This is a genomic window from Bradyrhizobium sp. 23AC, from assembly GCF_054863025.1.
Genome location: NZ_JAVAYN010000005.1, coordinates 140,863 through 167,004, shown reverse-complemented (window position 1 = coordinate 167,004; position 26,142 = coordinate 140,863). Strand labels below are relative to the sequence as shown.

The 26,142-nt window shown below is 65.0% G+C and carries 24 protein-coding genes, 2 tRNA genes and 1 pseudogene; 16 read left to right on the top strand and 11 right to left on the bottom strand.

The window, feature by feature from the left end; genetic code table 11:
* Nucleotides 1-3 precede the first annotated feature (3 nt).
* Entirely contained in the window at nt 4-189 is a 186-nt protein-coding gene (locus RAD10_RS14470) for a DUF3606 domain-containing protein (RefSeq protein WP_461618022.1), read from the bottom strand.
* Nucleotides 190-305: 116 nt separating this feature from the next.
* On the opposite strand from RAD10_RS14470, the gene ligD (RAD10_RS14465) reads away from it, so the two are divergent.
* The 5 genes and pseudogenes from ligD (RAD10_RS14465) to ligD (RAD10_RS14445) all read left to right on the top strand — a co-directional run bounded on the left by ligD (RAD10_RS14465) (nt 306) and on the right by ligD (RAD10_RS14445) (nt 4,740).
* Nucleotides 306-1,226: a non-homologous end-joining DNA ligase gene (gene ligD / locus RAD10_RS14465; protein ID WP_461618021.1), complete on the top strand. Its 921-nt coding sequence runs from the start codon at nt 306-308 to the stop codon at nt 1,224-1,226.
* Between the two features lie 47 nt (nt 1,227-1,273).
* Nucleotides 1,274-1,552, top strand: a complete 279-nt coding sequence (locus RAD10_RS14460; RefSeq protein ID WP_461618020.1) for a hypothetical protein — start codon at nt 1,274-1,276, stop codon at nt 1,550-1,552.
* The gene (locus tag RAD10_RS14455; RefSeq protein ID WP_461618019.1) at nt 1,553-3,235 is read left to right on the top strand and encodes a helix-hairpin-helix domain-containing protein; all 1,683 of its coding nucleotides are present in this window, start codon (nt 1,553-1,555) and stop codon (nt 3,233-3,235) included. It abuts the gene before it with no gap.
* Nucleotides 3,235-3,735, top strand: a pseudogene (locus RAD10_RS14450) (MOSC domain-containing protein); the annotation flags it as partial. The gene RAD10_RS14455 and the pseudogene RAD10_RS14450, both read left to right, overlap by 1 nt.
* Before the next feature lie 75 nt (nt 3,736-3,810).
* The gene (gene ligD, locus RAD10_RS14445; protein ID WP_461618238.1) at nt 3,811-4,740 is read left to right on the top strand and encodes a non-homologous end-joining DNA ligase; all 930 of its coding nucleotides are present in this window, start codon (nt 3,811-3,813) and stop codon (nt 4,738-4,740) included.
* A 28-nt stretch (nt 4,741-4,768) separates the two neighbouring features.
* Here ligD (RAD10_RS14445) and RAD10_RS14440 read toward each other — a convergent pair whose 3' ends face one another.
* A complete protein-coding gene (locus RAD10_RS14440) occupies nt 4,769-5,593 on the bottom strand; it encodes a ribonuclease HII (RefSeq protein ID WP_461618018.1) in 825 nt (274 codons plus the stop codon).
* 260 nt (nt 5,594-5,853) lie between these two features.
* Here RAD10_RS14440 and RAD10_RS14435 point away from each other — a divergent pair, with 260 nt between their 5' ends.
* The 4 genes from RAD10_RS14435 to RAD10_RS14420 all read left to right on the top strand — a co-directional run bounded on the left by RAD10_RS14435 (nt 5,854) and on the right by RAD10_RS14420 (nt 9,685).
* A complete protein-coding gene (locus tag RAD10_RS14435; protein WP_461618017.1) occupies nt 5,854-6,957 on the top strand; it encodes a DNA topoisomerase IB in 1,104 nt (367 codons plus the stop codon).
* A gap of 287 nt (nt 6,958-7,244) precedes the next feature.
* Entirely contained in the window at nt 7,245-8,282 is a 1,038-nt protein-coding gene (locus tag RAD10_RS14430; protein ID WP_461618016.1) for a Cj0069 family protein, read from the top strand.
* 3 nt (nt 8,283-8,285) lie between these two features.
* On the top strand, nt 8,286-8,882 hold the full coding sequence (locus tag RAD10_RS14425; RefSeq protein WP_461618015.1) for an ABC transporter ATP-binding protein: 597 nt from the start codon (nt 8,286-8,288) through the stop codon (nt 8,880-8,882).
* Nucleotides 8,879-9,685, top strand: coding sequence for an ABC transporter permease (locus RAD10_RS14420; protein WP_461618014.1), 807 nt, complete (start codon nt 8,879-8,881; stop codon nt 9,683-9,685). The genes RAD10_RS14425 and RAD10_RS14420 overlap by 4 nt, the downstream gene beginning before the upstream one ends.
* A 1,228-nt stretch (nt 9,686-10,913) precedes the next feature.
* On the opposite strand, the gene RAD10_RS14415 is transcribed toward RAD10_RS14420, so the two are convergent.
* Nucleotides 10,914-10,987, bottom strand: a tRNA-Gly gene (locus RAD10_RS14415).
* A gap of 329 nt (nt 10,988-11,316) precedes the next feature.
* Nucleotides 11,317-13,722 carry an ATP-binding protein gene (locus tag RAD10_RS14410; protein WP_461618013.1) on the bottom strand — a complete coding sequence of 802 codons (2,406 nt, stop codon included), beginning with the start codon at nt 13,720-13,722 and terminating at the stop codon, nt 11,317-11,319.
* Between the two features lie 345 nt (nt 13,723-14,067).
* On the opposite strand from RAD10_RS14410, the gene RAD10_RS14405 reads away from it, so the two are divergent.
* Nucleotides 14,068-14,781: a substrate-binding periplasmic protein gene (locus tag RAD10_RS14405; protein ID WP_461618012.1), complete on the top strand. Its 714-nt coding sequence runs from the start codon at nt 14,068-14,070 to the stop codon at nt 14,779-14,781.
* A 12-nt stretch (nt 14,782-14,793) separates the two neighbouring features.
* Here RAD10_RS14405 and RAD10_RS14400 read toward each other — a convergent pair whose 3' ends face one another.
* A complete protein-coding gene (locus RAD10_RS14400) occupies nt 14,794-14,997 on the bottom strand; it encodes a hypothetical protein (RefSeq protein ID WP_018322198.1) in 204 nt (67 codons plus the stop codon).
* Nucleotides 14,998-15,018: 21 nt separating this feature from the next.
* Nucleotides 15,019-15,201 carry a hypothetical protein gene (locus tag RAD10_RS14395; protein ID WP_038950498.1) on the bottom strand — a complete coding sequence of 61 codons (183 nt, stop codon included), beginning with the start codon at nt 15,199-15,201 and terminating at the stop codon, nt 15,019-15,021.
* Nucleotides 15,202-15,414: 213 nt separating this feature from the next.
* Between RAD10_RS14395 and RAD10_RS14390 the strand changes: the two genes are divergently transcribed.
* A complete protein-coding gene (locus RAD10_RS14390) occupies nt 15,415-15,795 on the top strand; it encodes a YciI family protein (protein WP_026202701.1) in 381 nt (126 codons plus the stop codon).
* A 9-nt stretch (nt 15,796-15,804) separates the two neighbouring features.
* Here the strand turns inward: RAD10_RS14390 and RAD10_RS14385 are convergent, their stop codons facing one another.
* Nucleotides 15,805-16,389, bottom strand: a complete 585-nt coding sequence (locus RAD10_RS14385) for a TMEM175 family protein (protein WP_461618011.1) — start codon at nt 16,387-16,389, stop codon at nt 15,805-15,807.
* Between the two features lie 127 nt (nt 16,390-16,516).
* On the opposite strand from RAD10_RS14385, the gene RAD10_RS14380 reads away from it, so the two are divergent.
* Entirely contained in the window at nt 16,517-18,574 is a 2,058-nt protein-coding gene (locus RAD10_RS14380) for an ATP-dependent helicase (protein ID WP_461618010.1), read from the top strand.
* 56 nt (nt 18,575-18,630) lie between these two features.
* Nucleotides 18,631-19,611 (top strand): NADPH:quinone oxidoreductase family protein, encoded by a 981-nt coding sequence (locus RAD10_RS14375; protein WP_461618009.1) that lies wholly within the window; start codon nt 18,631-18,633, stop codon nt 19,609-19,611.
* Nucleotides 19,612-19,652: 41 nt separating this feature from the next.
* Here RAD10_RS14375 and RAD10_RS14370 read toward each other — a convergent pair whose 3' ends face one another.
* From RAD10_RS14370 to RAD10_RS14360, 3 genes are read right to left on the bottom strand one after another with little or no spacing between them, the layout of a single operon-like run.
* On the bottom strand, nt 19,653-20,900 hold the full coding sequence (locus RAD10_RS14370) for a metal-dependent hydrolase family protein (RefSeq protein WP_461618008.1): 1,248 nt from the start codon (nt 20,898-20,900) through the stop codon (nt 19,653-19,655).
* A 17-nt stretch (nt 20,901-20,917) separates the two neighbouring features.
* Nucleotides 20,918-21,415 (bottom strand): GAF domain-containing protein, encoded by a 498-nt coding sequence (locus RAD10_RS14365; protein WP_461618007.1) that lies wholly within the window; start codon nt 21,413-21,415, stop codon nt 20,918-20,920.
* Entirely contained in the window at nt 21,412-22,770 is a 1,359-nt protein-coding gene (locus RAD10_RS14360) for an MFS transporter (protein WP_461618006.1), read from the bottom strand. The genes RAD10_RS14365 and RAD10_RS14360 overlap by 4 nt, the downstream gene beginning before the upstream one ends.
* Nucleotides 22,771-22,857: 87 nt before the next feature.
* On the opposite strand from RAD10_RS14360, the gene RAD10_RS14355 reads away from it, so the two are divergent.
* Together RAD10_RS14355 and RAD10_RS14350 are read left to right on the top strand one after the other, a co-directional pair.
* The gene (locus RAD10_RS14355; protein WP_461618005.1) at nt 22,858-23,805 is read left to right on the top strand and encodes a LysR family transcriptional regulator; all 948 of its coding nucleotides are present in this window, start codon (nt 22,858-22,860) and stop codon (nt 23,803-23,805) included.
* Nucleotides 23,806-23,953: 148 nt separating this feature from the next.
* A complete protein-coding gene (locus RAD10_RS14350; protein WP_461618004.1) occupies nt 23,954-24,985 on the top strand; it encodes an LLM class flavin-dependent oxidoreductase in 1,032 nt (343 codons plus the stop codon).
* Nucleotides 24,986-25,002: 17 nt separating this feature from the next.
* Here RAD10_RS14350 and rlmB read toward each other — a convergent pair whose 3' ends face one another.
* Nucleotides 25,003-25,830, bottom strand: coding sequence for a 23S rRNA (guanosine(2251)-2'-O)-methyltransferase RlmB (gene rlmB / locus RAD10_RS14345; protein ID WP_461618003.1), 828 nt, complete (start codon nt 25,828-25,830; stop codon nt 25,003-25,005).
* A 206-nt stretch (nt 25,831-26,036) separates the two neighbouring features.
* Here rlmB and RAD10_RS14340 point away from each other — a divergent pair.
* Nucleotides 26,037-26,122 (top strand) — tRNA-Tyr (locus RAD10_RS14340).
* Nucleotides 26,123-26,142 lie beyond the last annotated feature (20 nt).

Genomic DNA, 26,142 nt, shown 5'->3' with positions numbered 1-26,142 from the left:
GGCCTAGCGGCCGAGACGCTTCTCGACGCGCTTGCGGGAATTGCCGACTTTCTTGACGGCTTTCTTCACCGCCGATGCCGAACGGCCGGTCTTCTTCGCTTCGTCACGGACTTCGTAGTCCTGTCCTTTGGCCACCCGGGCTCGGTCCTGTTTGCGTCCACGCGCGGTCTTCTTCTTCGCTACCGCCATCGGCTCCTCCTCTTGCGAACTGATGGCGATGCAACGCCGCAAGGATTCGGGGGTTCCGGAAACGAATCCTGCCGTGCGGGCTTGAGTCCGCGAGTTGTTGCGTAGGAGTTCGTTGCGTGGCGTTTCAGCGGCGTAAACCGGCGGCGATCGGCGTGAAGGCGCCGTTTCCCGGCTTCGTAGAACCGGCCTTGGCATCATCGATCGAGAAGGTGCCGTCCGGAGCGCGCTGGATTCATGAAATCAAGTTCGATGGCTACCGCGTACAGGTCCATCTGGCGAACGAAGCCGTGAAGGTCTTCACCCGCCGCGGTCACGACTGGACCAACCGCTTCAAGAAAGTCGCGGATGACGCCTGGCACATTAAGGCGGGGTCGGCGATCGTGGACGGCGAAGTCGTGGTCCCCGCAGCGGACGGCACGACGGACTTCTCAGTCCTTCAAAACGAACTTAAAGGCAGGTCGACCAGCATCGTACTGGTCGCCTTCGATCTCCTGTACCTGAACGGCCGCGACCTCCGGAAGCTACCGCTCTTCCAGCGCAAGACCGAACTCAAGAAGATCATCGACGGTACCGAGATCCAGTTCAGCGAAAGCTTCGAGCTTGAAGGCCGCGAGATGTTCGAGCACGCCTGCAAGATCGGACTGGAGGGCGTTGTCTCAAAGGTACGCGACAGCGCGTACGCCAGCGGCCGCGGCAAAAACTGGGTCAAGAAGACCTGCGCGCAGCGCGAGACCCTGACGATCGCCGGTTTCGCGCTCGACGAAGGCAAGTGGGATGGCATTTATCTGGGTCGGCGCAAGGGGGGCAATCTGGTCTACGCCGGCAAGGTCGACCACGGCTTCGATAAGGTCTCCGCAACCGACCTGCAAAGGCGACTGAAGCCGCTAATCCGGAAGACGCAGCCGTACGCGAAGCGGATCGCCCACAAGGGCATCTGGGTGGAGCCGAAGCTGCTCGCCGAGGTCGAATATCGGACCAAGTCGGCGGAAGGAAAGGTGAGGCACCCGTTTTTCAAGGGGCTGCGCGAGGACCTTTGAGAGGCGAGTGCGGCCGAACTATCGGCGAGAACAGGCGTTTACCGACCATGTCAGACGCGTTCGACTACTTCCGCGCCTATGCCGTCCGAGCTCTTTGCAAGGCGCGAGCGATGCCGAAGGGCCGGATGAAGCACCTGCAGCTGGTGGCCGGCCGGATCTACAATCTCCTCAAGAAGGAGGCCGCCTACGGCCCCAATACGCAGCACCTCGAGGATTTTCGCGCAGCTCAGAAGCTCGAGAGCTCTCTCGAATGCCGGCCAAGCGACCGCTCTGGGGGCGGCGTTGCTCCGGCGGTCTCGCAAAGCGCGGACCGGGAGGCTGGCTGAATGCCTTCGTTCGACGCTCGCGGTGTGGCAAGTCTCCTGCGAGAGTACGCGCAGCGCACCGCCTTGCGAGGCGGCAATCCCTACCGGGCGAAAGCCTACTCTCGGGCTGCCGACAGCTTGGCGGCCCTTGCCGTTCCTCTGGATGTGCTCATCGCCGAAGATCGTCTTACGGAGATCCCAGGGGTCGGCGATGCTATCGCCGACATCATCACCAAGCTTCACAAGTCGGGCAGTCATCCCAACCTCGAAAAGCTGCGAAAAGAGATTCCCGAGGGCGTGCTCGAGATGCTCGCCGTGCCCGGCCTTCGTCCGGAGAAGGCGCTGCGCCTGTATAAGGATCTCGGCATCGCCTCACTCGCGGAATTGGAGGCCGCTGCCAAGGACGACCGCATCAAGAAGGCGAAAGGACTCGGAGCCGCGCTGCAGACCAAGATCCTGCAGAACCTGGCGATCGCCAAAAGCGGAGAAGGCCGCCTTCACCTTCATCGGGCCGCCGCTCTGCTCGCGCACGCGCAGGACTCGATCCGCAAGGCTCGCCCCGAACTCAAGCGCGTGACGATCGCCGGCGATTTCCGTCGAGGCTGCGAGCTCGTCGACGATCTCACCATCGTCGCGGAAGCTCCGGAGGCCGTCAAGGGACCGAATCCGTCACCCGCCGACGGACTGCAGATTCGGCTGTCAGATCGCAAACACTTCGGCGCCACGCTTCTGTTCGCCACCGGCTCCGCCGCACATATCGAGCAGCTCCAAGCCTTGGCTGCCGAGAAGGGCATGCGGTTGAAGGCCGACGGCCTGCACAAGGGCCGCGCGCTGGTCGCCGGCGAGGAGGCCGAGATCTACCGCGCCCTCAGTCTGCCCTTCATCGACCCTGAGCTCCGGGAGGGGCGCGGCGAGATCGAGCTGGCTCTGAAAGGCAAGTTACCGAAGCTCGTCACCGACCAGGATCTGCGCGGCATCCTTCACTGCCACACCGATGCCTCCGATGGCACTGAGACCCTGGAGACCATGGCCAAGGCCACGCGCCAGCGAGGCTTCGAGTATTTCGGGGTCGCCGACCATTCCAAGTCTGCGCACTATGCCGGAGGTCTGTCGGTGGAGGAGATTGCGCAGCAACATCGGGAAGCCGACCGGCTGAATAAGCGCTTCGGCAAGGATTTTCGGATCCTGAAAGGCATCGAGTCCGACATTCTGGCGGACGGGTCTCTCGACTACGACGACGAGGTGATGGAGCGCTTCGATTTCGTGGTGGCCAGCATCCACGGCCGGTTCAAACTGGACCGCAAGGCCCAGACGCAGCGGCTGCTGCGTGCCATTTCCGATCCCCACACGACCATCATCGGCCACATGACAGGGCGGCAGCTTCAGCGGCGGCCGGGCTACGAAATCGACGTCGAGAGAGTGCTGCGGGCCTGCGCGAAGCACGACGTCGTCGTCGAGATCAACGCGCATCCGTGGCGGCTCGACCTGGACTGGCGCTGGCACCGGGCTGCCCTCGAATTTGGCTGCATGCTGAGCATCAATCCGGACGCGCACTCGATCCCCGAACTCGACCACATGCACTGGGGCGTCGAGATGGCCCGCAAGGGCGGTGTCCCTGCCGAGCGGGTCCTGAACGCGATGAAGCTTCCCGAGATCACGCGCTACCTGCGTCAGAAGCGGCGCTCGCTCGCCCGCGCCGCCTGATGCAGCAGAAGCAAGATTTCTCGCTGCAGGGAAGGGTAGTGGCAGTCGCCGCCGATCGCGGGCACCACTTCAGCAAACCAACTCAGGAGCGCATAATCCTGGTGGAAGGCCACGGCGTCGAAGGCGACGCCCACGCCGGCCAGTTCGTCCGGCACCGCTATTTGGCACGCCGCCGGCCCCGCCTGCCCAATCTCCGGCAGGTCCACCTGATCCCATCCGAACTCTTCCCGTCTCTCCTCGACGCTGGCTTCGAGGTTGGTGCCGGCGACCTCGGCGAGAACGTCACCACCGCAGGATTGGACCTCGAACGGATGCCGCTCGGGACCCTGATCGAGCTCGGACCGTCCGCGGCCGTCGAGCTGACGGGGCTCCGGACGCCCTGCGTCCTCATCGACCGCTTCCGAGCAGGCCTCAAGCGGCAGATGCTCTCGTCGGCGGAAATGGGCCCTCCGTTCAAATCCGGGGTGTTGGGTGTGGTACGGGCCGGCGGGACGGTCGCGGCTGGCGATGCCGCGCGGGTTCGCCTTCCGTCCTCCTCCTTTCGGCCGCTGCCGGCCTTACAGAGAGCCCCTGCCATGGCCCGAAAATCGACCTTGCCTCTTCGCCTGCAGCCCATGCTGGCCACGCTGACGGATGCGCCGTTCGACGATCCCGATTGGGTCTTTGAGGACAAATTTGATGGTTTCCGCATGGTTGCAGAAATCCGGTGTGGTCGGGTCGCCCTCTACAGCCGCAATGGAAAGATCATCGGCCACTCCTACGTGGAGGTCGCGAAGGCGCTTGAGGGCGTGAAGGCGGATGCGGTGATCGATGGCGAGCTCGTCGCGATCGGCAAGGACGGCGCATCTCATTTCCAGTTGCTTCAGAACGCCCTGCGCCATGAGGCCAAGCTTCTGTACTGCGCGTTCGACCTCATGTTCGCGGACGGCGAGGACCTGCGCGCGCTGCCGCTCTTGGAGCGCAAGAAGCGGCTCAAGGCGGTCCTGCCGCGCCACAAGCTGATCGCGTTCAGCAACCACCGCAAAGGCAATGGAACGAAGTTCTTCGCAGAAGCCGAGCGAAGGCATCTCGAAGGCATCATGGCCAAGCGCGCGGACAGTTCGTACGCGTCCGGACGCCGGACCGAGGATTGGCTGAAGGAGGAGGTCGTGATCGCCGGCTTCACGGCGCCGAGGCGAACCCGGCACTTCTTCGGCGCCCTCGCGCTGGCAGTGCGGGAAAATGGCGGGTGGCGGTACATCGGCCACGTCGGCACCGGCTTCAGTCACCAGGTTCTCGAAGAGCTTCACGGCAAGCTCCTGAAGCTCAAGACGGCCAAGTCGCCCTTCCCCGCCAAGGTGAAGGATGAGCAGGTCACGACCTGGGTCCGTCCTTCGCTGGTCGCAGAGGTGAAGTTCGCGGAGTGGACCAGCAAGGGAGAGCTGCGGCACCCAGTCTATCTCGGCCTGCGGTCCGACAAAAAGGCCAAGGACGTCGTTCGCGAAAGGAGTTGGTCCAGAAAGTAACGCCGATGAGTAGTGCACGGCCCGGAGTTCAGCCGGCTTCGCGCTCGGACGCTGAAGGCCACGGTGGCAGGGGCGGCAACCCCAGAACCTTGCGTACAGGTCCGAACGACCTCCGGTGAGCTGCGCATGCACCAAGCCTGGCGAGAGCTTCGTAATGAGCCGGCACCGGGTAGCCCTTGTGATCCGCGAAGCCGTAGCCGGGGTGGCGGACGTCGAGCGTCCGCATGACCGTGTCGCGCTCGACTTTCGCCAGGATCGACGCAGCAGCGATGCTGGCGGACTTGGCGTCGCCCTTGATGATGGCCTGCTGAGGGAGGTCGATTTCCTTCAATCGCTTCGCGTCGATCAGCAGATGCTGCGGCGCCGATCCCAGCCCCCGGACCGCACGCTGCATGGCCCGGATGCCGGCCCAGTAGATATTGATCGCGTCGATCTCCTCGACTTCGACGAACGCCACAGACCAACCCTCAGCCTTCTCCTTGATCTCCTCCGCGAGTTCTTCGCGAGCCGAAGCGTCGAGCTTTTTCGAGTCGTCGATTCCGACTATCCGCGTGCCAGGTTTCAGGATCACCGCGCCCGCGGACACCGGCCCCGCAAGAGGGCTCATTCCAGCCTCGTCCACGCCTGCCACGGCATGATGGCCGCGTTCCCAGAGAGCGGTCTCGAAGCGGAGCATCTTGCGGAGGCGCTGCCCTTCGGACCTGTTTTCGAAGCGCCTTTTATCGATGGATGCCAGGATGGCACGTGCTCCCGCGCGGCCGTCAGCCCGCAGGATCTGCTCGACGCTGGCCTCGAGTGGTCGTTTCTCGACGACATAACGCTGACGCAACACATCGAGCGAATATTGGGACATAGAGGCCTTCGCACAGACTAATTGGGAAAGCGTGTCCGTAAACTTTGTGGCGATTGTCTGAAGTTAGGCTTTGCCGCCATCGTCAGCCTGCGCAGCGCCCCGTCGAGAGGAACCCCCGACTCTAGCTGGGGGCCGGTATTCTGCGCGGCTACTGATCTGCATCTACGACCCGACGATCTCCGAACGGAACCAACCTCTGTCTTAATTCCTTTAGAAAGGAGTGGAGCCTCGATCCCAGGGTGCTTCCGAGGGACAGGCCCATGCTCCGGGAGACTCGCAACGAAGAACAGGTTCTGGACCGCACCGCCGAGGTCGCGGCCACCATTGCGGAAGAAGGGCTTCGTTACGTCAGCGACTCCACGCCCGGTTACACCCGCAAGCGGACGGGGACTACCTTCAGCTACTACGATAAGGACGGCAAGCGCATCACCGATGCCGCCGTCATCCGGCGCATCAAGTCCATCGGTATCCCGCCGGCCTATGAATCCGTCTGGATCTGCCCCTCCGCCAACGGCCATATCCAGGCGACCGGGCTCGATGCTCGGGGGCGCAAGCAGTACCGCTACCACGCGAAATGGCGCGAGCTGCGCGACCAGAACAAGTACGAACACATCGTCCAGTTCGCAGCCGCGCTGCCCGCGCTGCGCGACCGTATCGCGGCCGACATGAAACTGGAAGGGCTACCTCGCGAGAAGGTTCTGGCCACGATCGTCAGTCTTCTGGAGAAGACTTTGATCCGGGTCGGCAACGCCGAGTATGCCGAGAAAAACAAGTCCTACGGGCTCACCACGATGCGACGAAAGCACGTCGCGGTCGGGCGCGGCGTCCTTCGGTTCGACTTCACGGGCAAGTCGGGCAAACAGTGGAAACTTCGCGTCGAGGACAAGCGGATCGCCGCGATCGTGAAGCGCTGCGCGGAGATCCCAGGACACGAGCTCTTCAAGTACCTGGACGACGAGGGGCAGCCGCGTACCGTCGATTCCGGCGACGTCAATGCCTACATCAAGGACATCACAGGCGAGGACTTCAGCGCAAAGGATTTCCGGACTTGGGCGGGGACGGTTCTGGCGGCGTTGGCGCTGACCGAGTTCAAGAAGTACGACAGCCAAGCCGAGGCGAAACGCAACGTCGTCGCCGCGATCGAGAGCGTCTCGAAGCAGCTCGGCAACACGCCCGCAATCTGCCGCAAGTGCTACGTGCACCCTGAAGTCCTGAACGCCTACATGTCCGGTGACCTGGTGAAGATGATCGAAGCCAAGATCGCTCGGAAGTTCAAGCGCCAGTACGCCAAGCTCACGCCCGACGAGATCATGGTTCTGGTGTTTCTGCGCGAACGTCTCGATTCTCTGAAGGCCCCCGCCTAGTCCAGGAGCTGACCAGACTACAGGTGCAGGTGGTCGGACCGGCGCGCCAAAGTCTTCCTGACACCATCGTCCGTCAACATACCTGGGCACGTCCCATCGGCAGCCTTGATCGACTCGTTAGGCTCCATAGCGGGTGGATCGTCCCGCTGGGATTGCTGGCTGACGCTCCCTGGCACCCCTTGAAGCTGCCGGACGATCTCACGTAGACTGCCGGTCCGGGACCAAGCAGACTCCCGGCGAGACTTCGGTCCAAGTTCTGCGCAGCACGCAACACGTGGAGCTTGCGCATGGATACCGAAAAGCAATCCTCTCCCCGACGCCCAGTAGTTGCCATCCTCTCGCGGGGGGATGCTGTCGCGCGTCGGGAAGCCACCTCGAAAAGCGGCCGCTTCGTCGATGTCTTCGAAGCGCTCGCTGCCGTCGGTGTCGAAGGGCGCCCCGCCATTTACGACGAAAGCTTCGCCGACGCCGTCCGCGAACAACTGCTCGCAGTGGACGGCGTGCTCGTCTGGGTCAACCCGCTCCAGGACGGCCGAAACCGCGCCGGTCTCGACGCTCTGTTGCGCGACGTCGCGGCGCAGGGCGTGTGGGTGAGCGCTCATCCCGACGTCATACTCAAGATGGGCACGAAGGAGGTCCTCCATCGCACCCGCTCAATGGGCTGGGGATCGGACACGGCGCTCTATCAAACAGCCGAGGCGATGTGCGCCGGGCTGCCGGCGCGGCTCGCCGCCGGTCCGCGCGTGATCAAACGCAACCGGGGCAACGGCGGCCAAGGTGTCTGGAAGGTCGAAAAGCTGCGAACCTTCCCCATGATCAAGGTCCTGGACGCGACCAAGGACACACCCGAGGAAATGACGCTGGATGATTTCCTTGGTCGCTGCGCGGAGTATTTCGAGAACGGCAGCGTGATCGACCAGGCGTTCCAGCCTCGCCTGAGCGAGGGTGTTGTGCGCTGCTACATGGCAGGGGATCGCTGCGCCGGCTTCGGCCATCACAAGGTCAAAGCCTTGGTCGAGTCGCCGGCCGCGCGTTCAGAGGCCGGACCGCGGCTCTACTCCTCGAACGCGGACCCGCGCTTCCAGCGGCTGCGGCGGTTGATGGAAGATGAGTGGACCCCGCAGCTGAACTCCCTGCTGGAGATTGCGCGCGGTGACCTGCCGGCGATCTGGGACGCCGACTTCATGCTCGGCCCCGTCCAGGCCGACGGGAGCGACAGCTACGTGCTCGGCGAGATCAACGTCAGCTCGGTGCATCCCTATCCGAGCGAGGCGCCGGTGGAGATCGCCAAGCGGGTTGCCGACCGGCTGCAGCTCAAGATCTGACGCATGCTGACGGTCAGAGGGCTCAAGCGCCTGCACCTGTCCGTGTCATTCGACCTGCAGGACGGCGAATGCGTTGCCCTGCAAGGGCCCTCCGGAGTCGGGAAGACCTTGCTGCTCCGCTCCCTCGCGGATCTCGATCCCAACGAAGGAACAGTAAAGCTGGACGGCACGCTCAGAGAGGTAATGCCCGCCCCGGCCTGGCGAAGGCAGGTAACCTACCTCGCCGCCGAGCCGGGCTGGTGGTCCGACACCGTGCAAGATCACTTCGCGGCCTGGGAGGATGCCCTTCCGCTGGTCGCGCGACTGGGGTTGCCGGACGACTGCGGAGGGTGGTCGATCCAAAGACTGTCGACGGGCGAGAGATTGCGGTTGGGACTTGCGCGGGCGCTCATGCTGCGCTCGCGGGTCCTTCTGCTGGACGAGCCAACCTCGGCCCTTGATCCGGCAGCCGGTGCGGTCGTGGAAAGTGTGATTGCCGAACGCATATCGGATGGAACGAGTGTTCTCTGGACTACCCACGACGGCGCACAAGCCCGCCGGGTCGGAACCAGGATTTTTGTGATGAGGCCCGACGGCGGGATCGAGGAAAACCGGCCGTGACCTACATCCAGCTTTCGTACGGCGACCTGGTCCTCCCCGCGCTCCTTGTCGTCATGGACGGCGTCTTCTCGCTTGTCCTCCGCCTCAAGCTTGAGAGGCAACTGGCCATTGCGACCGTGCGCATGGTGGTTCAGCTCATCCTCGTCGGATACGTGCTGACGTTCCTGTTCGCGGCAGTGTCGCCGCTCTGGACCGCTCTTGCCGCCCTGATCATGGTCCTCTTCGCCTCGCGGGAGATCGTCGCTCGGCAGAAGCGGCGTCTTCAGGGCGTTTGGAAATATGGCCTGGGCGCCGGATGCACGCTGCTCGCTGCGGGTACGGTCACGATGTTCGCACTCCTGACGGAACTACGACCCGATCCTTGGTATCACCCGCGCTACGCGCTGCCTTTGCTGGGCATGACGCTGGGCAACACCATGACCGGGATAAGCCTGGGCCTGGACGTGTTGACAAACAGCCTGGTGCGCGAACGAGCCGGCGTGGAAGCTTGTCTTGCGCTGGGCGGCACCCGACATCAGGCACTGCTGCCAGTCATCCGGGACGCGTTAAGAAGCGGCTTTATGCCAATCATGAACAGCATGGCGGCGATCGGCCTGGTTTCCTTGCCGGGGATGATGACCGGCCAGATTCTTGCGGGGGTCGAGCCGGTCGATGCAGTTAAGTATCAACTGCTGATCATGTTCTTGATCGCCGGCGGGACCGGGCTCGGAACGCTCGCCGCGGTTCTGGGTGCGGCACACCTAGTGACCGATCATCGGCACCGGCTCCGTCTAGATCGAATTGCGGCTGAGAAGGCGGATTGACTATCTTCTTGTCGTATTCCAGTTGTTTATGAGAGCCGTCATCGTCGGCGCCTTTTCGAGAGCATGATCCGGGGACGTCTACGATAAGCTGCCCTCGCTGCTGCATTTGCGCTAGTGCTCGATAGAGCGCTTCGTGGGCCAGCCCGAGATCTACCGCCCAGTCCTTCTTGGACTGATCTAAATGGAGCACGCCGGCGTTTCCGACGGTTTCTACGTAGTGGACGATCCGTTCCGCAGCCGTATTCAAGCTCAGCCTCTCAGCCCGAGCGCGCTCCCACCGCAGCCGCTGCGCAAGATAGGCAATCCAGCAGTTGCGGAAGCCTTCAAACGTAAGCGAGTCGGAAAACTCCTGTCTCCCTAGTGAGAGCACCCGCGATGTCTTCGTGGCTATCGCGTCGCAGTCGTAAGAAGACTGAAAGAGACTGGCTTCAGCCAGAAAACCAAGCCGGGTTCCCTGGACCGCCATCTCACTCCCCGATCGCGATCGTTTGGATGAGCCCGGACCTTTCCGGAAGGTACGTAGAACACCGTCTCGGCCCGCTCGCCGCGGGCGAAAACGGTTGCCCGCGCAGGCACCTCGATCAGCGCAACATGCGGCCTGCATAGCTCATTGCAGGATCAACATCCGGTCTGAGCTGGACGACACTGCAGCTCTTTCCTCGGACTGATAAGCAAACTCTCAAAACCTTATCAGTCGTGACACATTATCTATTTCCGCCCACCGACCGCTCCGCGAAAGCTCGCCGCATCAAACGGACTGATCCGACCGGAGACCGTGGCTGACTCTCGCGAGGGCTGACTTCCAATTGATCTTGGACACCGCGGCGCTATCCAAGCCGAAAGGCATCTTCAGTTTAGCCCACTGCATTTCCTCGCTTCTACTGCGTGGATCGACCGTACACGCCGTCCGACAAGCCTCGCATCATAACCGGGCGCCTGCTCTCACCGTCGCCATGATCGAACGTCCCTGTGTCGGAAAACGCACCGACTCGACCGAAGCAGAGCCGGCCAGGATTCGTGCGCGTGGCGGCCATCCAAAGCCGCCCGTATCCCGGCTCGCCAAGGATTCGACTGCGGATGAAACGCCATCGCTGCATCAAGGATTCGATAATGACCGATGGGCCGATTGGAGCTCGGTTGTACCGGAGTTGTATGAAAATCGAGGAGGAGCGGCTCAATCCGCGCACCACGAGCCGGTAAATGCCTGATTCTAATGATGAAAACGCTCTGGAGCGGGTGAAGGGAATCGAACCCTCGTATTCAGCTTGGAAGGCTGCTGCTCTACCATTGAGCTACACCCGCGTTACCGGCTCCCTAACACGGCCGGGCGGCGGTCTCAACTGCCCAGGCGGTCGCTTTCCGGCGTCTTTCCGACCTTGCGAACCGCCCTGGTTCCTCCGGAGCCGCCACCTCTTAACAGCGGCGGCAATGCCCCCTATATTGAAATCTTCCGAAACCAACGAAAGGAGGTGATCCAGTGTCTTTTACCAAGCGCTGTCACCTCGCTGGGATCGCCCGCTAAGCTCTAGATAAGGGCTTGGCATCGGGGCGCTCTCAGCCCTGGACCAGCGAGCAAGAAATCGGGCGCGACGGGGCTTCCCCGCCGCGCCTTTTTCGTCCGGGGGCGCCGCTCAGGCCGGCGGCTCGCCCGCAAGCACCTCGCGAATCTTCTGCGACAGCTCCGACTTCCGGTAGGGTTTCCTGAGCAGCGCCACGCCGGGATCGAGATGGCCTTCGTGGACGATGGCGTCGTCGGTGTAGCCGGAGGTATAGAGCACCCTTGCCCCCGGCCGCCGGAGCCGGACCGCGTCCGCCAATTCCCGCCCATTCATGCCGCCGGGCATGATGATGTCCGTGAACAGCAGATCGAATTTGGCGCCCTGGTCGACCAGCGCCAGTGCGGACGCGCCGTCGCCGGCCACCAGCGTGCGATAGCCGAGGCTGCCGAGCCGGGCGATGACATAGCCCTGCACCAGCGGATCGTCCTCGACCACGAGGATCGTTTCGTGCCCGCGTGCCGTGTCGAGCGCCTGGACCGGCGCGGTCCTGGCCGGCGCCTCGCCCTTCGACCGCGGCAGGAACAGCCGCATCACCGTGCCGCGCCCCTCCTCGCTCTCGACCGCGACGGTGCCGCCGGTCTGCTTGGCAAAGCCGTAGACCATGCTGAGCCCGAGGCCGGTGCCGCGGCCGACGCCCTTGGTGGTGAAGAACGGCTCGAACACGTGCTCGCGGATGTCGGCGGGGATGCCGTGGCCGGTGTCGGCGACCGCGACCATCACGAAGGCGCCGCGCATGGCATCGCCGTCGCCCGCAGCGTCGGTGTCATCGAGCTCGCGGTTCGCGGTCTCGATCGTGAGCTTGCCGCCGCCCGGCATCGCGTCGCGCGCGTTGACGGCGAGGTTGACGATCGCGGAGGAGAGCTGCGATGGATCGGCCATCGCGGACCAGGCGTCGTCGGCGAGCCGGGTCACGATCTCGATATGGGCGCCGAGGATCGGCCTCAGCAGCTTCGCGGTCTCGATCACGAGGGCGTTGACGTCGATCTCGCGCGGCTCCAGCGGCTGGCGGCGCGCGAAGGTCAGGAGCTGCGAGGTGATCTCCGCGCCGCGCGCGGCCGCATCGTCGATCAGCTGCGCGATCGCGGCGAATTCGGGCTTGTCCGCAAGCCCCTCCTGGATGATCTCGATGGTGCCGGTGATGACCGTGAGCACGTTGTTGAAGTCGTGCGCGACGCCGCCGGTGAGCTGGCCGATCGCATCCATCTTCTGCGATTGGCGCAGCCGCTCCTCGGTCTCGTGCTGCTCGGTGAGGTCGGTCGCGGAGCCGCGATAACCCATGAAGCTTCCGTCGGCGGCGAAGATCGGCTGGCCGTTGACGCTGAAATGATGCATCCGCCCGGTGATGTCGCGGCCGCGATATACGAACTTCCGGAACGGCTCGTGGCGGTCCAGCATCGCCATGTGCGCGCGCCATTTCTCGGGCTCGGCGTCGCTGCCGGACGCGGCATCGGTGCGGCGCTTGCCGATCAGCGCCTTGTTGTCCATGCCAAAGACGCCGGCCCGGTCGGATATGTAGGTGAACCGATGGTCCGGTCCGGTCTCCCAGAACCAGTCGGACGCGGTCTCGGCATAGTCGCGGAAACGCTCTTCACTCGCACGCGCGTCCTCTTCGGCGCGCTGGCGGACCTTGAGGTCGCGCTCGAGATTTGCATTGGCCTCGCGCAGCTCGCCATAGGCCCGCTGGAGGTTCGCGCACATGGCGTTGAAGGCGTCGATCACCTTGTCCAGCTCGTCGGCATCGTAGGGCGGCCGGCGCTCCAGGCGCAAAGGCGGCGGCGGGCGCGCCAGGCTGTATTTGCTGACGAAGTCGGCGATGGCGACCAGATGCCGCGTCACCAGCAGATGGAACATGTAGATGATGAACAGCGAGACGAGGAACGTCTTGGCCGCCTGGCTTGCCAGGATGACCAGCGCGCGGTTCAGCAGATGCTGGTAGACGTCGGTCAGCGTCGCCTCGACGTGGAGCACGCCGATCTTGCGTGCGGTCCCCTGCACGATGGTGTTCAGCGGATAGTCGCGCGTCACGACCGAGCGGGTGCTCGGCTCGCCGATGGCGAGACGGATCGGATTGGGACGGTCGGCAATCTCGCGCACCTCGGCGGCGCGGATGTCGGGCAGCCGCAGGATCCCGTCGAGCTGGAGCTTGAGCTGGTTCTGGTCGAGATTCCACAGGCTCTCGCCGAGACTGCCGGTGGTGCTGCGGCCGATCTCGTCGAGCCTGGTCTCGATGAGGCCGACCTCGCGATCGTAATCGAGATAGAGCTGGAGCGCGGTCAGCGTCAGCGTCACGACCGAAGAGAACAGCAGCACGGCGGCGAGCAGGCGCGGCCCGACGCCGCTGCGCGACCAGTTGAAGAGCCGGGACAGCAGCGCGGCGAACATCGAAGGCGCGAGCGCGGTGCCGATCAAATCCTGCTTCGCAGCCGCCGGTGCAACTGCGCGGCCGCGATTGGAGTCCTCGTCACCAGCCTTGGCCATGCACCACATCCCCGGAAATGGCGGCACGCTGCGGCCGAGCGGTCGCAGCCTCGAGCATTTCGATCGTCGAGACTTCCCCTTCCCGCGATGCGCGCGGCGATCCCGTCGGCCGATTTCCTGTCAACCCCTGGGCGGCTTGAGGTCGGCGGGGTCATATCTTGCGTCCGGCAGCAGGATTGTCGCGCAAACTACCACTTCGCGTGGTAGAATGACATCGATGAAAGTCCGGAAGTCGCCTGCACCTCGGGCGGGCAGTGACCGCTATGGCCACGCGCAGGACTGGTCTCCGTAGATCGGGCGGACATCGGAACCCAGCGGTAGCATCGGGCAACGAGGAGGCGCGTCATGTGGCGGATTATCGTCGCCTGCCTGTCACTGCTTGCAAGCGGCCCATCGCAGGCGCAGGAGGTCATCCGGCTGGCGCGCATCGCAGACATCCCCGATCAATATGTCGGCGGCGAGATGCTGCGGGCCGTCTACGCCAGGCTGAACATCAGGCTGGAGTTCGAGGACGTCCCCGGCAAGCGCGCGCTCGCGCTGTCGAGCGCCGGCGCGGTCGACGGCGAGATCCAGCGCATCGGAACGCTCTCGCGCGACTACCCGACGCTGGTCCAGGTCACGCCGGCGATCAACTATATCGAGCCTGCGGTGTTTGCGACGAAACTCCGGTTCGACGTCGCCGGCTGGGATTCGATCAGGGACTACAGCATCGGCATCGTCCGCGGCGTCGGCTCCTCGGAGGCCGGCACGCGCGGCATGGCCCGCGTCACCGCGACCACTGGCCTCGACAACATGGTCAGGATGCTCGACGCTGACCGTTTCGACGTGATGGTCACCGACCTCTTCAGCGGGCTCGCCGCGGTGCGCAAACTCAATCTGCAGGCCAGGATCCACCCGCTCTCGCCGCCGCTCGAGCGCATCCACATCTACCATTACCTGCATGAACGCCATCGCGACCTGGTGCCCGAGGTCGGCAAGGTGATCGCCCAGATGGAGGCGAGCGGCGAATTGGCGGCGCTGCGCGAGGCCCTGGTCAAGCAGGTCTTGAACGCCCCGTAACGGGCCGCCGGCTCAGCCCGCGCGAAGCCGCTCGCGTAACGCGACGGCGGCGATCAGCATGCCGACGCACCAGGCCACGACTGCGCGGTGAGGCTCCCCGCCGAGCAGCACCGTGAAGATGCTCGTCAGCAGGCACGGCACGATGACCTTGCCCGTCCGGCTCGTCAGTGCGAGCAGGAACGGCATCGCTGCGATCGATATTTGCAGGACGTCCATTTGGAAAACGGGCGCGAGGCTTCAGAAGCCGCAAACACCGAGCGCGCGCGGCCGCTTGCCGCGCCGGCTTTCGACGATGCGCTCGCCGCCATTCTCGGCCGAGCTGCCGTAATAGCGGTGATGGCCGCTTTGGTCGTGCAGATCGGCCGTCTGAGATTGTCCGGCCCGACGTGCGTCGCAGATGATCTTGATGTGACCCGACATTGCCGCCTCCAGCAGAAATCTTGTTGTTGTGGTCATCAGTCGCGACCACTTCCGGCGGCGTTCACACGGCAACGCCGCAATCGGGTTTCAGGACGGTTTCGTCGCGGCCCGGCTACGCAATATTTTGTGCTTGAATTTCTTGTTTGGGGATTGTCGGCATCGCCTGCGGTGCTACGTCCTTTGGGATCGGTGCAGAAAAACAACGAGGTGACGATGCTGTACGCCATCCTGGCCTACCACGTGGAAGACGAGATCCTGTCCTGGACGCCTGAGCAGGACGCCGCGGTCGTGGCCAAGGTCATCGAGGTCCAGGCGCCCTTGCGGGCCAGCGGGCAGTTCGGGCCGGCCGCCCGTCTGGATGAGACCCGAAAGGCGCGCACCTTGCGTGGCCCCGGCGCGGGCATGGTGCTGGACGGCCCGTTTGCCGAGACCAAGGAGCAGCTTCTGGGCTTCCACCTGATGGAATGCGCCACCGAGGAGGAGGCGATCGCAGCGGCAAGGAAACTGCGTGCGGTCAATCCGACTGCGGTCTACGAAATCCGCCCGGTCAAGCTTTACGTGCCGGCCGATGGGTTCGGCGCGACGTCCGGGTGAGGCGCGGCCTCACGCGCCCGTCCGCGCACCGTAGAAGCGCTGGATCGCGAGCCCGCCGAAGGCGATGAACCACACGAAGGGCGCGACGTGCGGGGCGAACGCCGCCACGATCGTGCCCGGAATGAACACCAGAAGCGGAAACAGCGAGGCCATGATCTCGTTGCGCCAGTTGCCGAGGATGGTCCACCACAGCCAGGCATTGAGGCCGGCGATCGCGGTGAGGTGCAGGCCGTAGAGCACGGCGACCGCGCTGCTCATGCCGTAATTGGTGTAGAGGCCGTTGGTGACAGGCAGCAGCACGATCGAGAGCAGGAAGAACAGGTTGAGGATCACCGCGCCGCGGCTGCCGACCGGCTGGCGCGCCAGCCGCCGGTGATGACTGATCCAGAACACCCCGGCGATGATGAAGCTGAGTGCGAAGCCGGCGAGCTTGCCGGAATAGACATGGGCAAGATCGCTCCAGTCGGGCGCGCTGGTGAACACCGCGGCCTTGGGCAGGTCGTAGGCCAAAAGCGTCATGGCGACACCGAAAATGGTGTTACTGAGCGATTCCAGCCGCCGCATCTCGAACTGGTCGGATTTGAGCTCGGTCATGCCGGGTGCGCTTTTCGGACTGGAACCTGGGGGCGTCTTTCCCCCTAAATCCTAAACCCGGTCCCGTCCAGCCGCATTGCGATTCGCGACGGGATCGCCGATTCTCGCCCTTTCACCGGGGCGATTCGTGGCGACATATCTGGACACGCTCAATGCGGAGCAGCGCCGCGCCGTCGAGCATGGCGTGGCCGATGGCGCGACCGTGGGGGCCCCCCTGCTGGTGATTGCCGGCGCCGGCTCCGGCAAGACCAACACGCTGGCCCACCGCGTCGCGCATCTGATCGTCGCCGGCGCCGATCCGCGCCGTATCCTTCTGATGACGTTCTCCCGCCGCGCGGCGGCCGAGATGGCCGGCCGGGTCGAGCGCATCGCCCGCAAGGTGCTGGGCGAGAACAACGCCGCGATCATGCGCGATGCGCTGACCTGGGCCGGCACCTTCCACGGCATCGGCGCGCGGCTGCTCCGCGAATATGCCGAGCGGATCGGCGTCGATCCCGCCTTCACCATCCACGACCGCGAGGATTCCGCCGACCTGATGAACCTGGTCCGGCACGAGCGCGGCCTGTCGAAGACCGAGAGCCGCTTCCCCGCCAAGGGCACGTGCCTGTCGATCTACTCGCGCTGCGTCAACGCCGAGATGGAGATCGAGAAGGTGCTGGGGGTGCACTATCCCTGGTGCGCGGGCTGGGCCGCCGAGCTGAAGGGCCTGTTCGCGGCCTATGTCGAGGCCAAGCAGGCCCAGCACGTGCTCGATTACGACGATTTGCTGCTGTACTGGTCGCAGATGATGAGCGATGCGCTGATCGCCGAAGAGATCGGCGACCGCTTCGATCACGTTCTGGTCGACGAATACCAGGACACCAACCGCCTGCAATCCTCAATCCTCTTGGCGCTCAAGCCCGACGGACGCGGGCTCACCGTGGTCGGCGACGACGCCCAGTCGATCTATTCGTTCCGCGCCGCCACCGTGCGCAACATCCTTGACTTTCCGCAGAGCTTCTCGCCCCGCGCCGAGATGATCACGCTCGACCGCAATTACCGCTCGACACAGACCGTGCTGGCGGCGGCCAACGGCGTCATCGGGCTCGCCCGCGAGCGCTTCACCAAGAATTTGTGGACCGACCGCACCGCCTCGCACAAGCCGCAGCTCGTCACCGTGCACGATGAGGCCGACCAGGCGCGCTACATTGTCGAGGAAGTGCTGGCGAACCGCGAGCAAGGCGCGCTGCTCAAGCACCAGGCCGTGCTGTTCCGGACCTCTTCGCATTCCGGCCCGCTCGAGATCGAGCTGACCCGCCGCAACATTCCGTTCGTCAAGTTCGGCGGGCTGAAATTCCTCGACGCCGCGCACGTTAAGGACGTGCTGGCGCTGCTGCGCTTTGCCGAGAACCCGCGCGACCGCGTCGCCGGCTTCCGCATTTTGCATCTGTTGCCGGGCGTCGGCCCCGCGACCGCGCAGCGCGTGCTCGACCAGATGGCGGAGAGCAGCGATCCGCTGGCCGTACTCGGTCAGCTTCCGGTGCCCGCGCGCACCGGCGCCGACTGGACCGACTTCGTCCGCACCGTCGAGAATTTGCGCTATTCGGAATGGCCGGTCGATCTCGAACGCGTACGGCTCTGGTACGAGCCGCATCTCGATCGGCTCCACGAGGATTCCGAGACCCGCCGCGCCGATCTGATGCAGCTCGAGCAGATCGCAAGCGGCTATGCCTCGCGTGAGAAATTTTTGACCGAGCTCACGCTCGATCCGCCGGATGCGACCAGCGACAAATCCGGCCCGCCGTTGCGCGACGAGGATTATCTGATCCTGTCCACCATCCACTCCGCCAAGGGCCAGGAGTGGAAGTCGGTGTTCGTGCTCAACGTCGTCGACGGCTGCATGCCGTCGGATCTCGGCGCCGGCACCAGCGCCGAGCTGGAAGAGGAGCGACGCCTGCTCTATGTCGCGATGACCCGCGCCAAGGACGATCTGCACCTCGTCGTGCCCCAGCGCTTCTTCACCCACGGTCAAGCCGCCAAGGGCGACCGCCACGTCTACGCCTCGCGCACCCGCTTCATCCCGGAACAGCTGGTCTATCTGTTCGAACGCACCGCCTGGCCGAAGGCCGCAAGCGGTGCTGCCCGCACCGCGGCGCAGGGCCCGAAGATCGACATCGGAGCGCGGATGCGGGGGATGTGGCGGTAGACGCAAGAGGCTCGTGTCGGGACCTGTCAGGATAACTGGAACAACAGAGGTCCGACATGAAAGCCGTCGTCGTCGAGCAATACGCACCGATCGATCAGATCGAACTGAAGGACGTCCCGCCCCCGTCCATGGAACCGGGACAGCTTCGCATCCGCGTGGAAGCTGCCGGGATCGGCTTCGTCGACGGGTTGAAGATCGAGGGACGCTATCAGACCAAAGATCCCCTGCCCTTCATTCCCGGAACGGAGTTCGCGGGCGTGGTGACGGACGCGCCCGGCGCACCCGGCGGCTATCAACCCGGCATGCGCGTGATGGGGATGACGCGCTCGGGCGCGCTTGCCGAGGAGATCGTCGTCAGCCCCGAAGCGCTCCATCCCCTGCCAGACGGCGTCGCGGCCGAAGTCGCCGCCTCGTTTCGCGCCAATTATCTAACCGCGCTCTATGCGCTCAGCGCACGCGCCATGCTGGTCGCAGGCGAAAAGCTTCTGGTGCTGGGCGCAGCCGGCGGTACGGGAATTGCGGCAGTCCAGATCGGCAAGCTGCTTGGCGCCCGTGTGATCGCAGCAGCATCGACACCGGACAAGCGCGCGTTCGCGCTGGCGCATGGCGCCGACGCTGTGATCGACTACACGCAGACCGGCTGGCGCGACACGCTGAAGGAATTGACGGAAGGACACGGCGCCGACGTGATCTTCGACCCGGTCGGAGGCGACGTCTCGGTGCAGGCCTTTCGCTCCATCGCCTGGCGTGGCCGTCATCTCGTGGTCGGTTTTGCCGCCGGTGCGATCCCGGCATTGCCGTTCAATCTGCCGCTGCTGAAAGGCGGCGCCCTGCTCGGTGTCGACCTCGCACAGATCCCGCTGCGCGAGCCCGAGGTGCAGAAGCGCCTGATGTCGCAGTTGACGGGCTGGCTTGCCGACGGCCAGCTGAAGCCCGTGGTCGGTCGCGTCTTCGCGCTGGGCGATTTCCGGGAAGCGTTCAGGACCATGCAGACGCGCGGGGCGCTCGGCAAGATGGTCGTGCGCGTCTCGACATAGGACGCACGAGCGGCGCGAGGGCGTCCGTGACGTGGCGGTAACTATGCGTTCAGTCGGTCGAACTGGACCTTGCCCGCCTTCATCACCAGCGGAATATGCTCGCCCTGGCCGAGCAGGCAGGCGACGTCGCGCAGCGGATTGCCATCGACCACCAGCAGGTCCGCGATGGCCTCGGGCACGATCCGGCCGAGCTTGCCCTCCATGCCGAGCACCTCGGCGCCGATCACCGTGGCGCTGGCGATCACCGCGCGCGGACCGAGAATCTCGGCGCGGATGCGGAATTCGTCGCTCTGCAGGCGCTGCGACGGCCCGAGCAGGTCGCTGCCGAACCCCATCTTCACGCCGGCGTCGCGATAGATCGCGAGCGAACGCAGGCCCGCGTCGCGGACGTCGGCGATCTTGGCGACGCTCTCGGGCGGCAGGCCGTATTGCGCGCCCTCATTGGCCAGCGCTTCATAGGTGACGAGCGTCGGCACCACATAGGCGCCCTTCTCGGCCATCAGGCGCGCGGTCGGAGCATCGACCAGATTGCCGTGCTCGATGGTGCGCACGCCGCAGCGAACCGCGCGCTCGATCGCGGCAGCGGTGTAGGCATGGGCGAGCACATAGGTCTGGCGCCCGCGCGCCTCCTCGACGATGGCGCGGATCTCGTCCTCGGAGTAGCCGAAGGCGCCGACCGGGTCGGTCGGCGACGCGACGCCGCCGGACGCCATGATCTTGATCTGATCGGCGCCCATTTGCAGCTCCTCGCGCGCCGCCTTGCGCACGCCGTCGACGCCGTCGGCGACGCGCGCCAGCGCGCCGACGCGCACGCAGCAGGGGCACGGTGCGTCGCTGGCAAGGTAATCCGAGCGCGCCCGCATGTCGCCATGCCCGCCGGTCTGGCTCAGCGCACGGCCGGAAACGAACAGCCGCGGGCCGTCGGTGAGGCCGGTGTCGATCGCCTGCTTCAGCGCATGGCCGGCGCCGCCGGCGTCGCGAACCGTGGTGAAGCCACGGCGCAGCATGCCGCGCAGCAGCAGCGTCGAGCGCAGCGTCACCAGCACGTTCGGCATGTGCACCTGCTGCGCCAGATTGAGCTCAACCGCGATCGCGTGGACATGCAGGTCGATCAGGCCTGGCATCAGGGTCTTGCCGTTGAGGTCGATGGTGCGGTCGGCTGAGATCGATAGCGGCCGATCGGAGACCTCCTTGATCACATTGTCCTCGACCAGTACGTGATGGCCCTCCAGCAAATCCGGCTGAAGCGGATCGAGCAGAGCGGCGTTCTTGAAGAGGGTGCTGGGCATGGTCGTTTCCTGTCTGGTCAGGACTGTGTGAGCAGCGCGGGCAATGCGAGCTGGGCAAATGGAAGACACACGGCGACATCGTCCGCGCCGTACCAGCCCGCTTCATGGAGCAGATTGAGCGAGCCGAGCGTGCGGCCGCGCCAGCGCACGGGCATGTTGAGCACGCTCTCGCAGCCGAGTGAAGCGATCAGCTCGTGATCGGCGAACACATTGCGCAGATCGTCGAGGCTGCGGCCGATATAGGCCTCGCCGCGGTCGAGCACGGCCTCGGTCCATGGTCCCGGCGCGAGGCGCTTGCGTCCGCCCGCCGGGTAAGGCCCGGGGAGATTGGAATAGATCCGCGCCGCTTCCCCGGTGTCGTCGTCATAGGTCAGGATCGTGAACAGCTTGTGCCCGATCGCCGATTTCAAGGCGTCATCCAGCGCGGAGAACAGCGCCTCCGGCTGATCCGCCCTGCCCTGCGCCGCCGCCACGGCGTTGAGCAGCGGATCGGCCCGGCGTGTCGTCTCCCTCATGCGACTTCGCCCGCGGCAATGTCTTCCAGCGAACGGCCGCGCGTCGGCACGCCCATCACCACGACGGTGAGCGCTCCGATCAGCAGAACGCTGGTGGTGATCCCGAACACGCCGGCAAAGCCGAAATTGGGATAGAGGTAGCCGACCAGGATCGGCGAGACGATCGCGCCGATGCGGCCGATCGCCGAGGCAAGGCCGGCGCCGGTGGTTCGCACCGGCGTCGGGAACACCTCCGCGGTATAGGCATAGACGCCGGCATAGGTGCCGTTCATGAAGAACGACAGCAGGATCCCCGCGACCATGATGTGCTGGTCGCTCTGCGCGAAGGCGAGTCCGAGCGCGCTGATGCCGCCGAGCACCATGTAGGACGCAATGGTCGCCTGCCGGCCGATGCGCTCATTGAACCAGGCGGCGCTGAAATAGCCGGGGATCTGCGCGCAATAGATCGCGATCGAATAGGCGAAGCTCTTGGTGATGCTCATGCCGTTCTGCACCAAGAGGCCGGGGATCCAGACGAAGAAGGAATAATAGCTGAAGGTGATCGCAAGCCACATGATCCAGGTCATGACGGTGATGCGCGCCTGCCGGCCCTCGAGCAGCGCCGCGAAATTGGCAAGCAGCGTTCCTCCGGCAACGGGCGGGCTGACTGCATCGACGACCGGCTGCGGGAGCACATGCCCCTGGCGTGCGAAGCCGGCTTCGATCTTGTCCAGCACCGCTTCGGCCTCCTTCGCCCTGCCCCGGCTTTCCAGCCAGCGCGGCGATTCCGGCAGCGCCCTGCGCCACCACAACAGCATGACGACCGGCACCGCGGTGATCACCAGCACGATGCGCCAACCGTTCTCATAAGCGGGAACGATGAAGTAGCCGAGCAAGGCCGCCGCGACGAAGCCGAAGGAGAAGAAGCCGGCCAGCGCGCCGGTGAAGCTGCCGCGGAAGCGCCGCGCCACGAACTCGGCGAGATAAGGCGCGATGATCGCGCTCTCGGCGCCGGTGCCCATGCCGGCAACGACGCGGGCGGCGAAGAAGGACGGCCAGCTGTCCACGGCGGCGCTGACGATCGATGCGGCACAATAGAGCGCCAGCGCCGACATCATCACCGCGCGGCGACCGATCAGGTCGCCGAGCGTGCCCGCCAGCAACGCGCCGAACAGGAAGCCGATATAGGTGCTGCTGCCGAGCACGCCGATCTGCACGCTCGTCAGATTCCAGGCGGTGCGCAGCACCGGCAGGATGAACGCCAGCACGGCCGCGTCCATCGCGTCGAACATGTAGCCGAGCCCGCCCATCAACAACAGATGCGTGTGGAAGCGTGCGAATGGCAGGCGCTCGATGCGCGCCGAGATCATCGACATGTAAGTCCCCTCTGTCCGGCGGCCCGGCATCCGCAAGTCCCTGGGGGAACCATAGACAAAGAGATATTATCGTCATAATTTATAATCGTGATCCCATACATCACCACGGTGAATGTTCTGTCGTTTCGATCGCTCGACCTCAACCTGCTGAAAGTCTTCGAAGCCCTGATGACCGAGGGCAGCGTCACGCGCGCCGCCAACGCGCTGCTGATGACGCAGCCGGCGGTCAGCAATGCACTGGCGCGGCTGCGCGATGCGCTCGGCGATCCCCTGTTCGTCAGGTCCGGCACCGGCATCCGTCCGACCCAGCGCGCGGTGGTGCTGTGGGAGCCGATCGGCGAGGCACTCGAGAGCGTCCGCGGCGCGCTCGACGAGCAGGTGTTCGATCCGCGCCGCGCGCAGACCGAGTTCAGCCTGTCGATGTCGGATTACGTCGCCTCGCTGGTGATGCCGAATCTCCTCGGCCATTTCGGCAAGGTCGCGCCCAAGGCGCGCGTGCACACCGTCCCCAACACTATTCTGGAGATCGCCGATCAGCTCGAAGACAATCGCGTCGATTGCGTGCTCAGCGTCTATGTCAACGAAGCGCAGCAGCCGGCCGCCATCCGCTCGCGCTCGCTGTGGACGGTCGACTACGCCTGCTTCATGCGGCGCGGCCATCCGCTCGCGGCCCAGAAGCGGCTCAGCACGCGCAGCTTCCTCGGCGCAGGCCATGTCGATGTGAGCCTCGCCGGCAAGACCCTGCCGTCCTACGATCTCTTCCTCGCTTCGCGCGGGCTGTCGCGCAATCTGGTCGCGACCGTCAACCACTACAGCGCCGCTTACGAGGTGGTGCGCCAATCCGACCTGATCGCCGTGCTGCCGAGCGATCTGCGCTCGCAATCCCGGCACGCGCCGTTCCTGCACGCCATGCCGTTGCCGCTCAAGGCGCCGCCGCGCATCGTCAGCCTGTTCTGGCACCAGCGCAATGACACCGTGCCGGCGCAGCGCTGGCTGCGCGAGACCCTGGTCGAGATGTTCACCCGATCCGACTGAGCGTACGGGCGCTGGCCTGGCACGATCCAAAAAGGAAACGGTGGGTTTCTCGAAACAGCATTGTTGCACCGGCCGCCGCGGCCTAGCTCCACCGCAAACGATCCCCCCACAGTGACAGGCGCAAGCTGCGCCCGCAGAGACCTCACCGATGACCGCATCGCTTCAATTCGGACTGGATACTTTTGGCGACGTCACCAAGGACGCCGCAGGCGCGATGCTTCCGCACGCGCAGGTGATCCGCAATGTCGTCGACGAAGCCGTGCTGGCCGACGAACTCGGCCTCGACTTCATCGGCCTCGGCGAACACCATCGCGCCGATTTTGCGATCTCCTCGCCGGAGACCGTCCTGGCCGCGATCGCATCGCGCACCAAGCGCATCCATCTCGGCTCGGCCGTGACGGTGTTGAGCTCGGACGATCCTATCCGCGTGTTCCAGCGCTTTGCCACGCTGGACGCGCTCTCCAACGGGCGCGCCGAGGTGATCCTCGGCCGCGGCTCGTTCACCGAATCCTTTCCGCTGTTCGGCTTCGACCTGCGCAAGTACGAGGAGCTGTTCGAGGAGAAGCTCGACCTGTTCGCCGCACTGCTGTCGCAGAAGCCGGTGACCTGGGAGGGCAAGCTGCGTCCGCCGCTGCGGGATCAGCTGGTCTATCCCCCGGTCGAGAACGGCCGGCTTAAGACCTGGATCGGCGTCGGCGGCAGCCCGCAATCGGTGGTGCGCGCTGCGCATTATGACCTGCCTTTGATGCTCGCGATCATCGGCGGCGATCCCGCGCGCTTTACGCCCTTCGTCGATCTCCATCACCGCGCCGCCAAGGAATTCGGCCGCCCCGCGCAGCCGATCGGCGTGCATTCGCCCGGGTATGTCGCCGAGACGGATGAAGAGGCGCGCGAAGAGCTATGGCCCGACTACAAGGCCATGCGCGACCGCATCGGCAAAGAGCGCGGCTGGCCGCCGATGGGCCGCGACGAGTTCGTCAACGAGGTCGAGCACGGCTCGCTCTATGCCGGCTCGCCGGAGACGGTGGCACGCAAGATCGCCAGGACGGCGAAGACGCTCGGTGTTGCGCGGTTTCAACTGAAGTATTCGGCGGGGCCCCTGCCGCATGAGAAGCTGATGAAGAGCATCGAGCTTTATGGGCGCAAGGTCGTGCCGATGGTGCGGGAGATGATGGAGTAGCGGCTTGACGCGGCCGCCTACTTCATCAGCCCGAGCCGGCTCGCGCCGACATAGAGTGAGAGCACAGCGGCGTTCGAGACGTTGAGGCTCTTGATCTCGCCGGGCATGTCGAGCCGCGCCACGATGCTGCAGGTCTCGCGGGTCAATTGCCGCAGACCCTTGCCTTCGGCGCCGAGCACCAGCGCGAGCGGCTCGCGCAGCGCGACGTCGCTGAGATCCGCGCTGCCTTCGCTGTCCAGCCCGACGGTCTGGAAGCCGATTTCGTTCAGCGTGGTCAGGGCGCGAGCGAGGTTCTGCACGGTCACAACAGGTACCAGCTCCAGCGCGCCGGAAGCGGCCTTGGCGAGCACGCCGGTGGCTTCCGGGCTGTGGCGGGCAGTGGTGACGATCGCCTTCACCGCGAACGCTGCGGCGGAGCGCAGGATCGCTCCGACATTGTGCGGGTCGGTGATCTGGTCGAGCACCAGCACCATGCCTTCTTGCTTCAAGCTCTCGATATCAGGCGAAGGCAGAGGATCGGCTTCCGCAAGCAGGCCCTGATGCACGGCATCGGGCGAGAGCAGACGGTCGATCTCCTGGGGACGGACGATCTCGGGCGTGACGCGGGTCTCGATGTTCTCATCCGCAAGTCGCTTCGCAGCGTTCTCGGTCAGCGTCAGCTTGCGGATCCGCCGCTCCGGGTTGGCCAGCGCCATGGTGACGGTGTGCCAGCCATAGAGGATGACAGGCCCGTCGGCATGCGAATCGCGGTCGCGCCAGGCCGGCCGGCCGGCCGATTTCCCGGGTCTGTTGAAGGGCTTAGCCCCGCCGCGGGGGCCCCTGGGGGCGAATTTTTTGTCCTTCATGGGCTCGCTTGTGTCACGGGTGCCGGAATATGGCAATTTGGGTGGCTTCGAAGGCGATTTTAGCTGTTCGCCTCGGTTGACTTTGCCCCACCGGATCGCCCATAACCGCGCCCGGTCGCGCCCCCATCCGGGCTGTCGCGGCCTTCACGTTCCATGGCCGTCTTCGGTCGCCGGCAAGGTCCGGCCCGATTGTGCTGCCGTCGAGCGGGGGAGTGTCCCGAGTGGCAAAGGGAGCTGACTGTAAATCAGCCGCCTCATGGCTTCGCAGGTTCGAGTCCTGCCTCCCCCACCAGCCTTCGCTCGCTTCGCGAG

Excerpts from the sequence above, each read along its gene's own strand:
- RAD10_RS14460 (WP_461618020.1), top strand. The coding sequence starts at position 1,274 with ATGTCAGACGCGTTCGACTACTTCCGCGCCTATGCCGTCCGAGCTCTT.
- RAD10_RS14365 (WP_461618007.1), bottom strand. The coding sequence starts at position 21,415 with ATGAGGGAGACGACACGCCGGGCCGATCCGCTGCTCAACGCCGTGGCG.
- RAD10_RS14405 (WP_461618012.1), top strand. The coding sequence starts at position 14,068 with ATGTGGCGGATTATCGTCGCCTGCCTGTCACTGCTTGCAAGCGGCCCA.
- RAD10_RS14435 (WP_461618017.1), top strand. The coding sequence starts at position 5,854 with ATGCTCCGGGAGACTCGCAACGAAGAACAGGTTCTGGACCGCACCGCC.
- RAD10_RS14395 (WP_038950498.1), bottom strand. The coding sequence starts at position 15,201 with ATGTCGGGTCACATCAAGATCATCTGCGACGCACGTCGGGCCGGACAA.
- rlmB (WP_461618003.1), bottom strand. The coding sequence starts at position 25,830 with ATGAAGGACAAAAAATTCGCCCCCAGGGGCCCCCGCGGCGGGGCTAAG.
- RAD10_RS14375 (WP_461618009.1), top strand. The coding sequence starts at position 18,631 with ATGAAAGCCGTCGTCGTCGAGCAATACGCACCGATCGATCAGATCGAA.
- RAD10_RS14385 (WP_461618011.1), bottom strand. The coding sequence starts at position 16,389 with ATGACCGAGCTCAAATCCGACCAGTTCGAGATGCGGCGGCTGGAATCG.
- RAD10_RS14440 (WP_461618018.1), bottom strand. The coding sequence starts at position 5,593 with ATGTCCCAATATTCGCTCGATGTGTTGCGTCAGCGTTATGTCGTCGAG.
- RAD10_RS14370 (WP_461618008.1), bottom strand. The coding sequence starts at position 20,900 with ATGCCCAGCACCCTCTTCAAGAACGCCGCTCTGCTCGATCCGCTTCAG.
- RAD10_RS14360 (WP_461618006.1), bottom strand. The coding sequence starts at position 22,770 with ATGTCGATGATCTCGGCGCGCATCGAGCGCCTGCCATTCGCACGCTTC.
- ligD (WP_461618238.1), top strand. The coding sequence starts at position 3,811 with ATGGCCCGAAAATCGACCTTGCCTCTTCGCCTGCAGCCCATGCTGGCC.
- RAD10_RS14455 (WP_461618019.1), top strand. The coding sequence starts at position 1,553 with ATGCCTTCGTTCGACGCTCGCGGTGTGGCAAGTCTCCTGCGAGAGTAC.
- RAD10_RS14390 (WP_026202701.1), top strand. The coding sequence starts at position 15,415 with ATGCTGTACGCCATCCTGGCCTACCACGTGGAAGACGAGATCCTGTCC.
- RAD10_RS14410 (WP_461618013.1), bottom strand. The coding sequence starts at position 13,722 with ATGGCCAAGGCTGGTGACGAGGACTCCAATCGCGGCCGCGCAGTTGCA.
- RAD10_RS14425 (WP_461618015.1), top strand. The coding sequence starts at position 8,286 with ATGCTGACGGTCAGAGGGCTCAAGCGCCTGCACCTGTCCGTGTCATTC.
- RAD10_RS14350 (WP_461618004.1), top strand. The coding sequence starts at position 23,954 with ATGACCGCATCGCTTCAATTCGGACTGGATACTTTTGGCGACGTCACC.
- RAD10_RS14470 (WP_461618022.1), bottom strand. The coding sequence starts at position 189 with ATGGCGGTAGCGAAGAAGAAGACCGCGCGTGGACGCAAACAGGACCGA.
- RAD10_RS14400 (WP_018322198.1), bottom strand. The coding sequence starts at position 14,997 with ATGGACGTCCTGCAAATATCGATCGCAGCGATGCCGTTCCTGCTCGCA.
- RAD10_RS14430 (WP_461618016.1), top strand. The coding sequence starts at position 7,245 with ATGGATACCGAAAAGCAATCCTCTCCCCGACGCCCAGTAGTTGCCATC.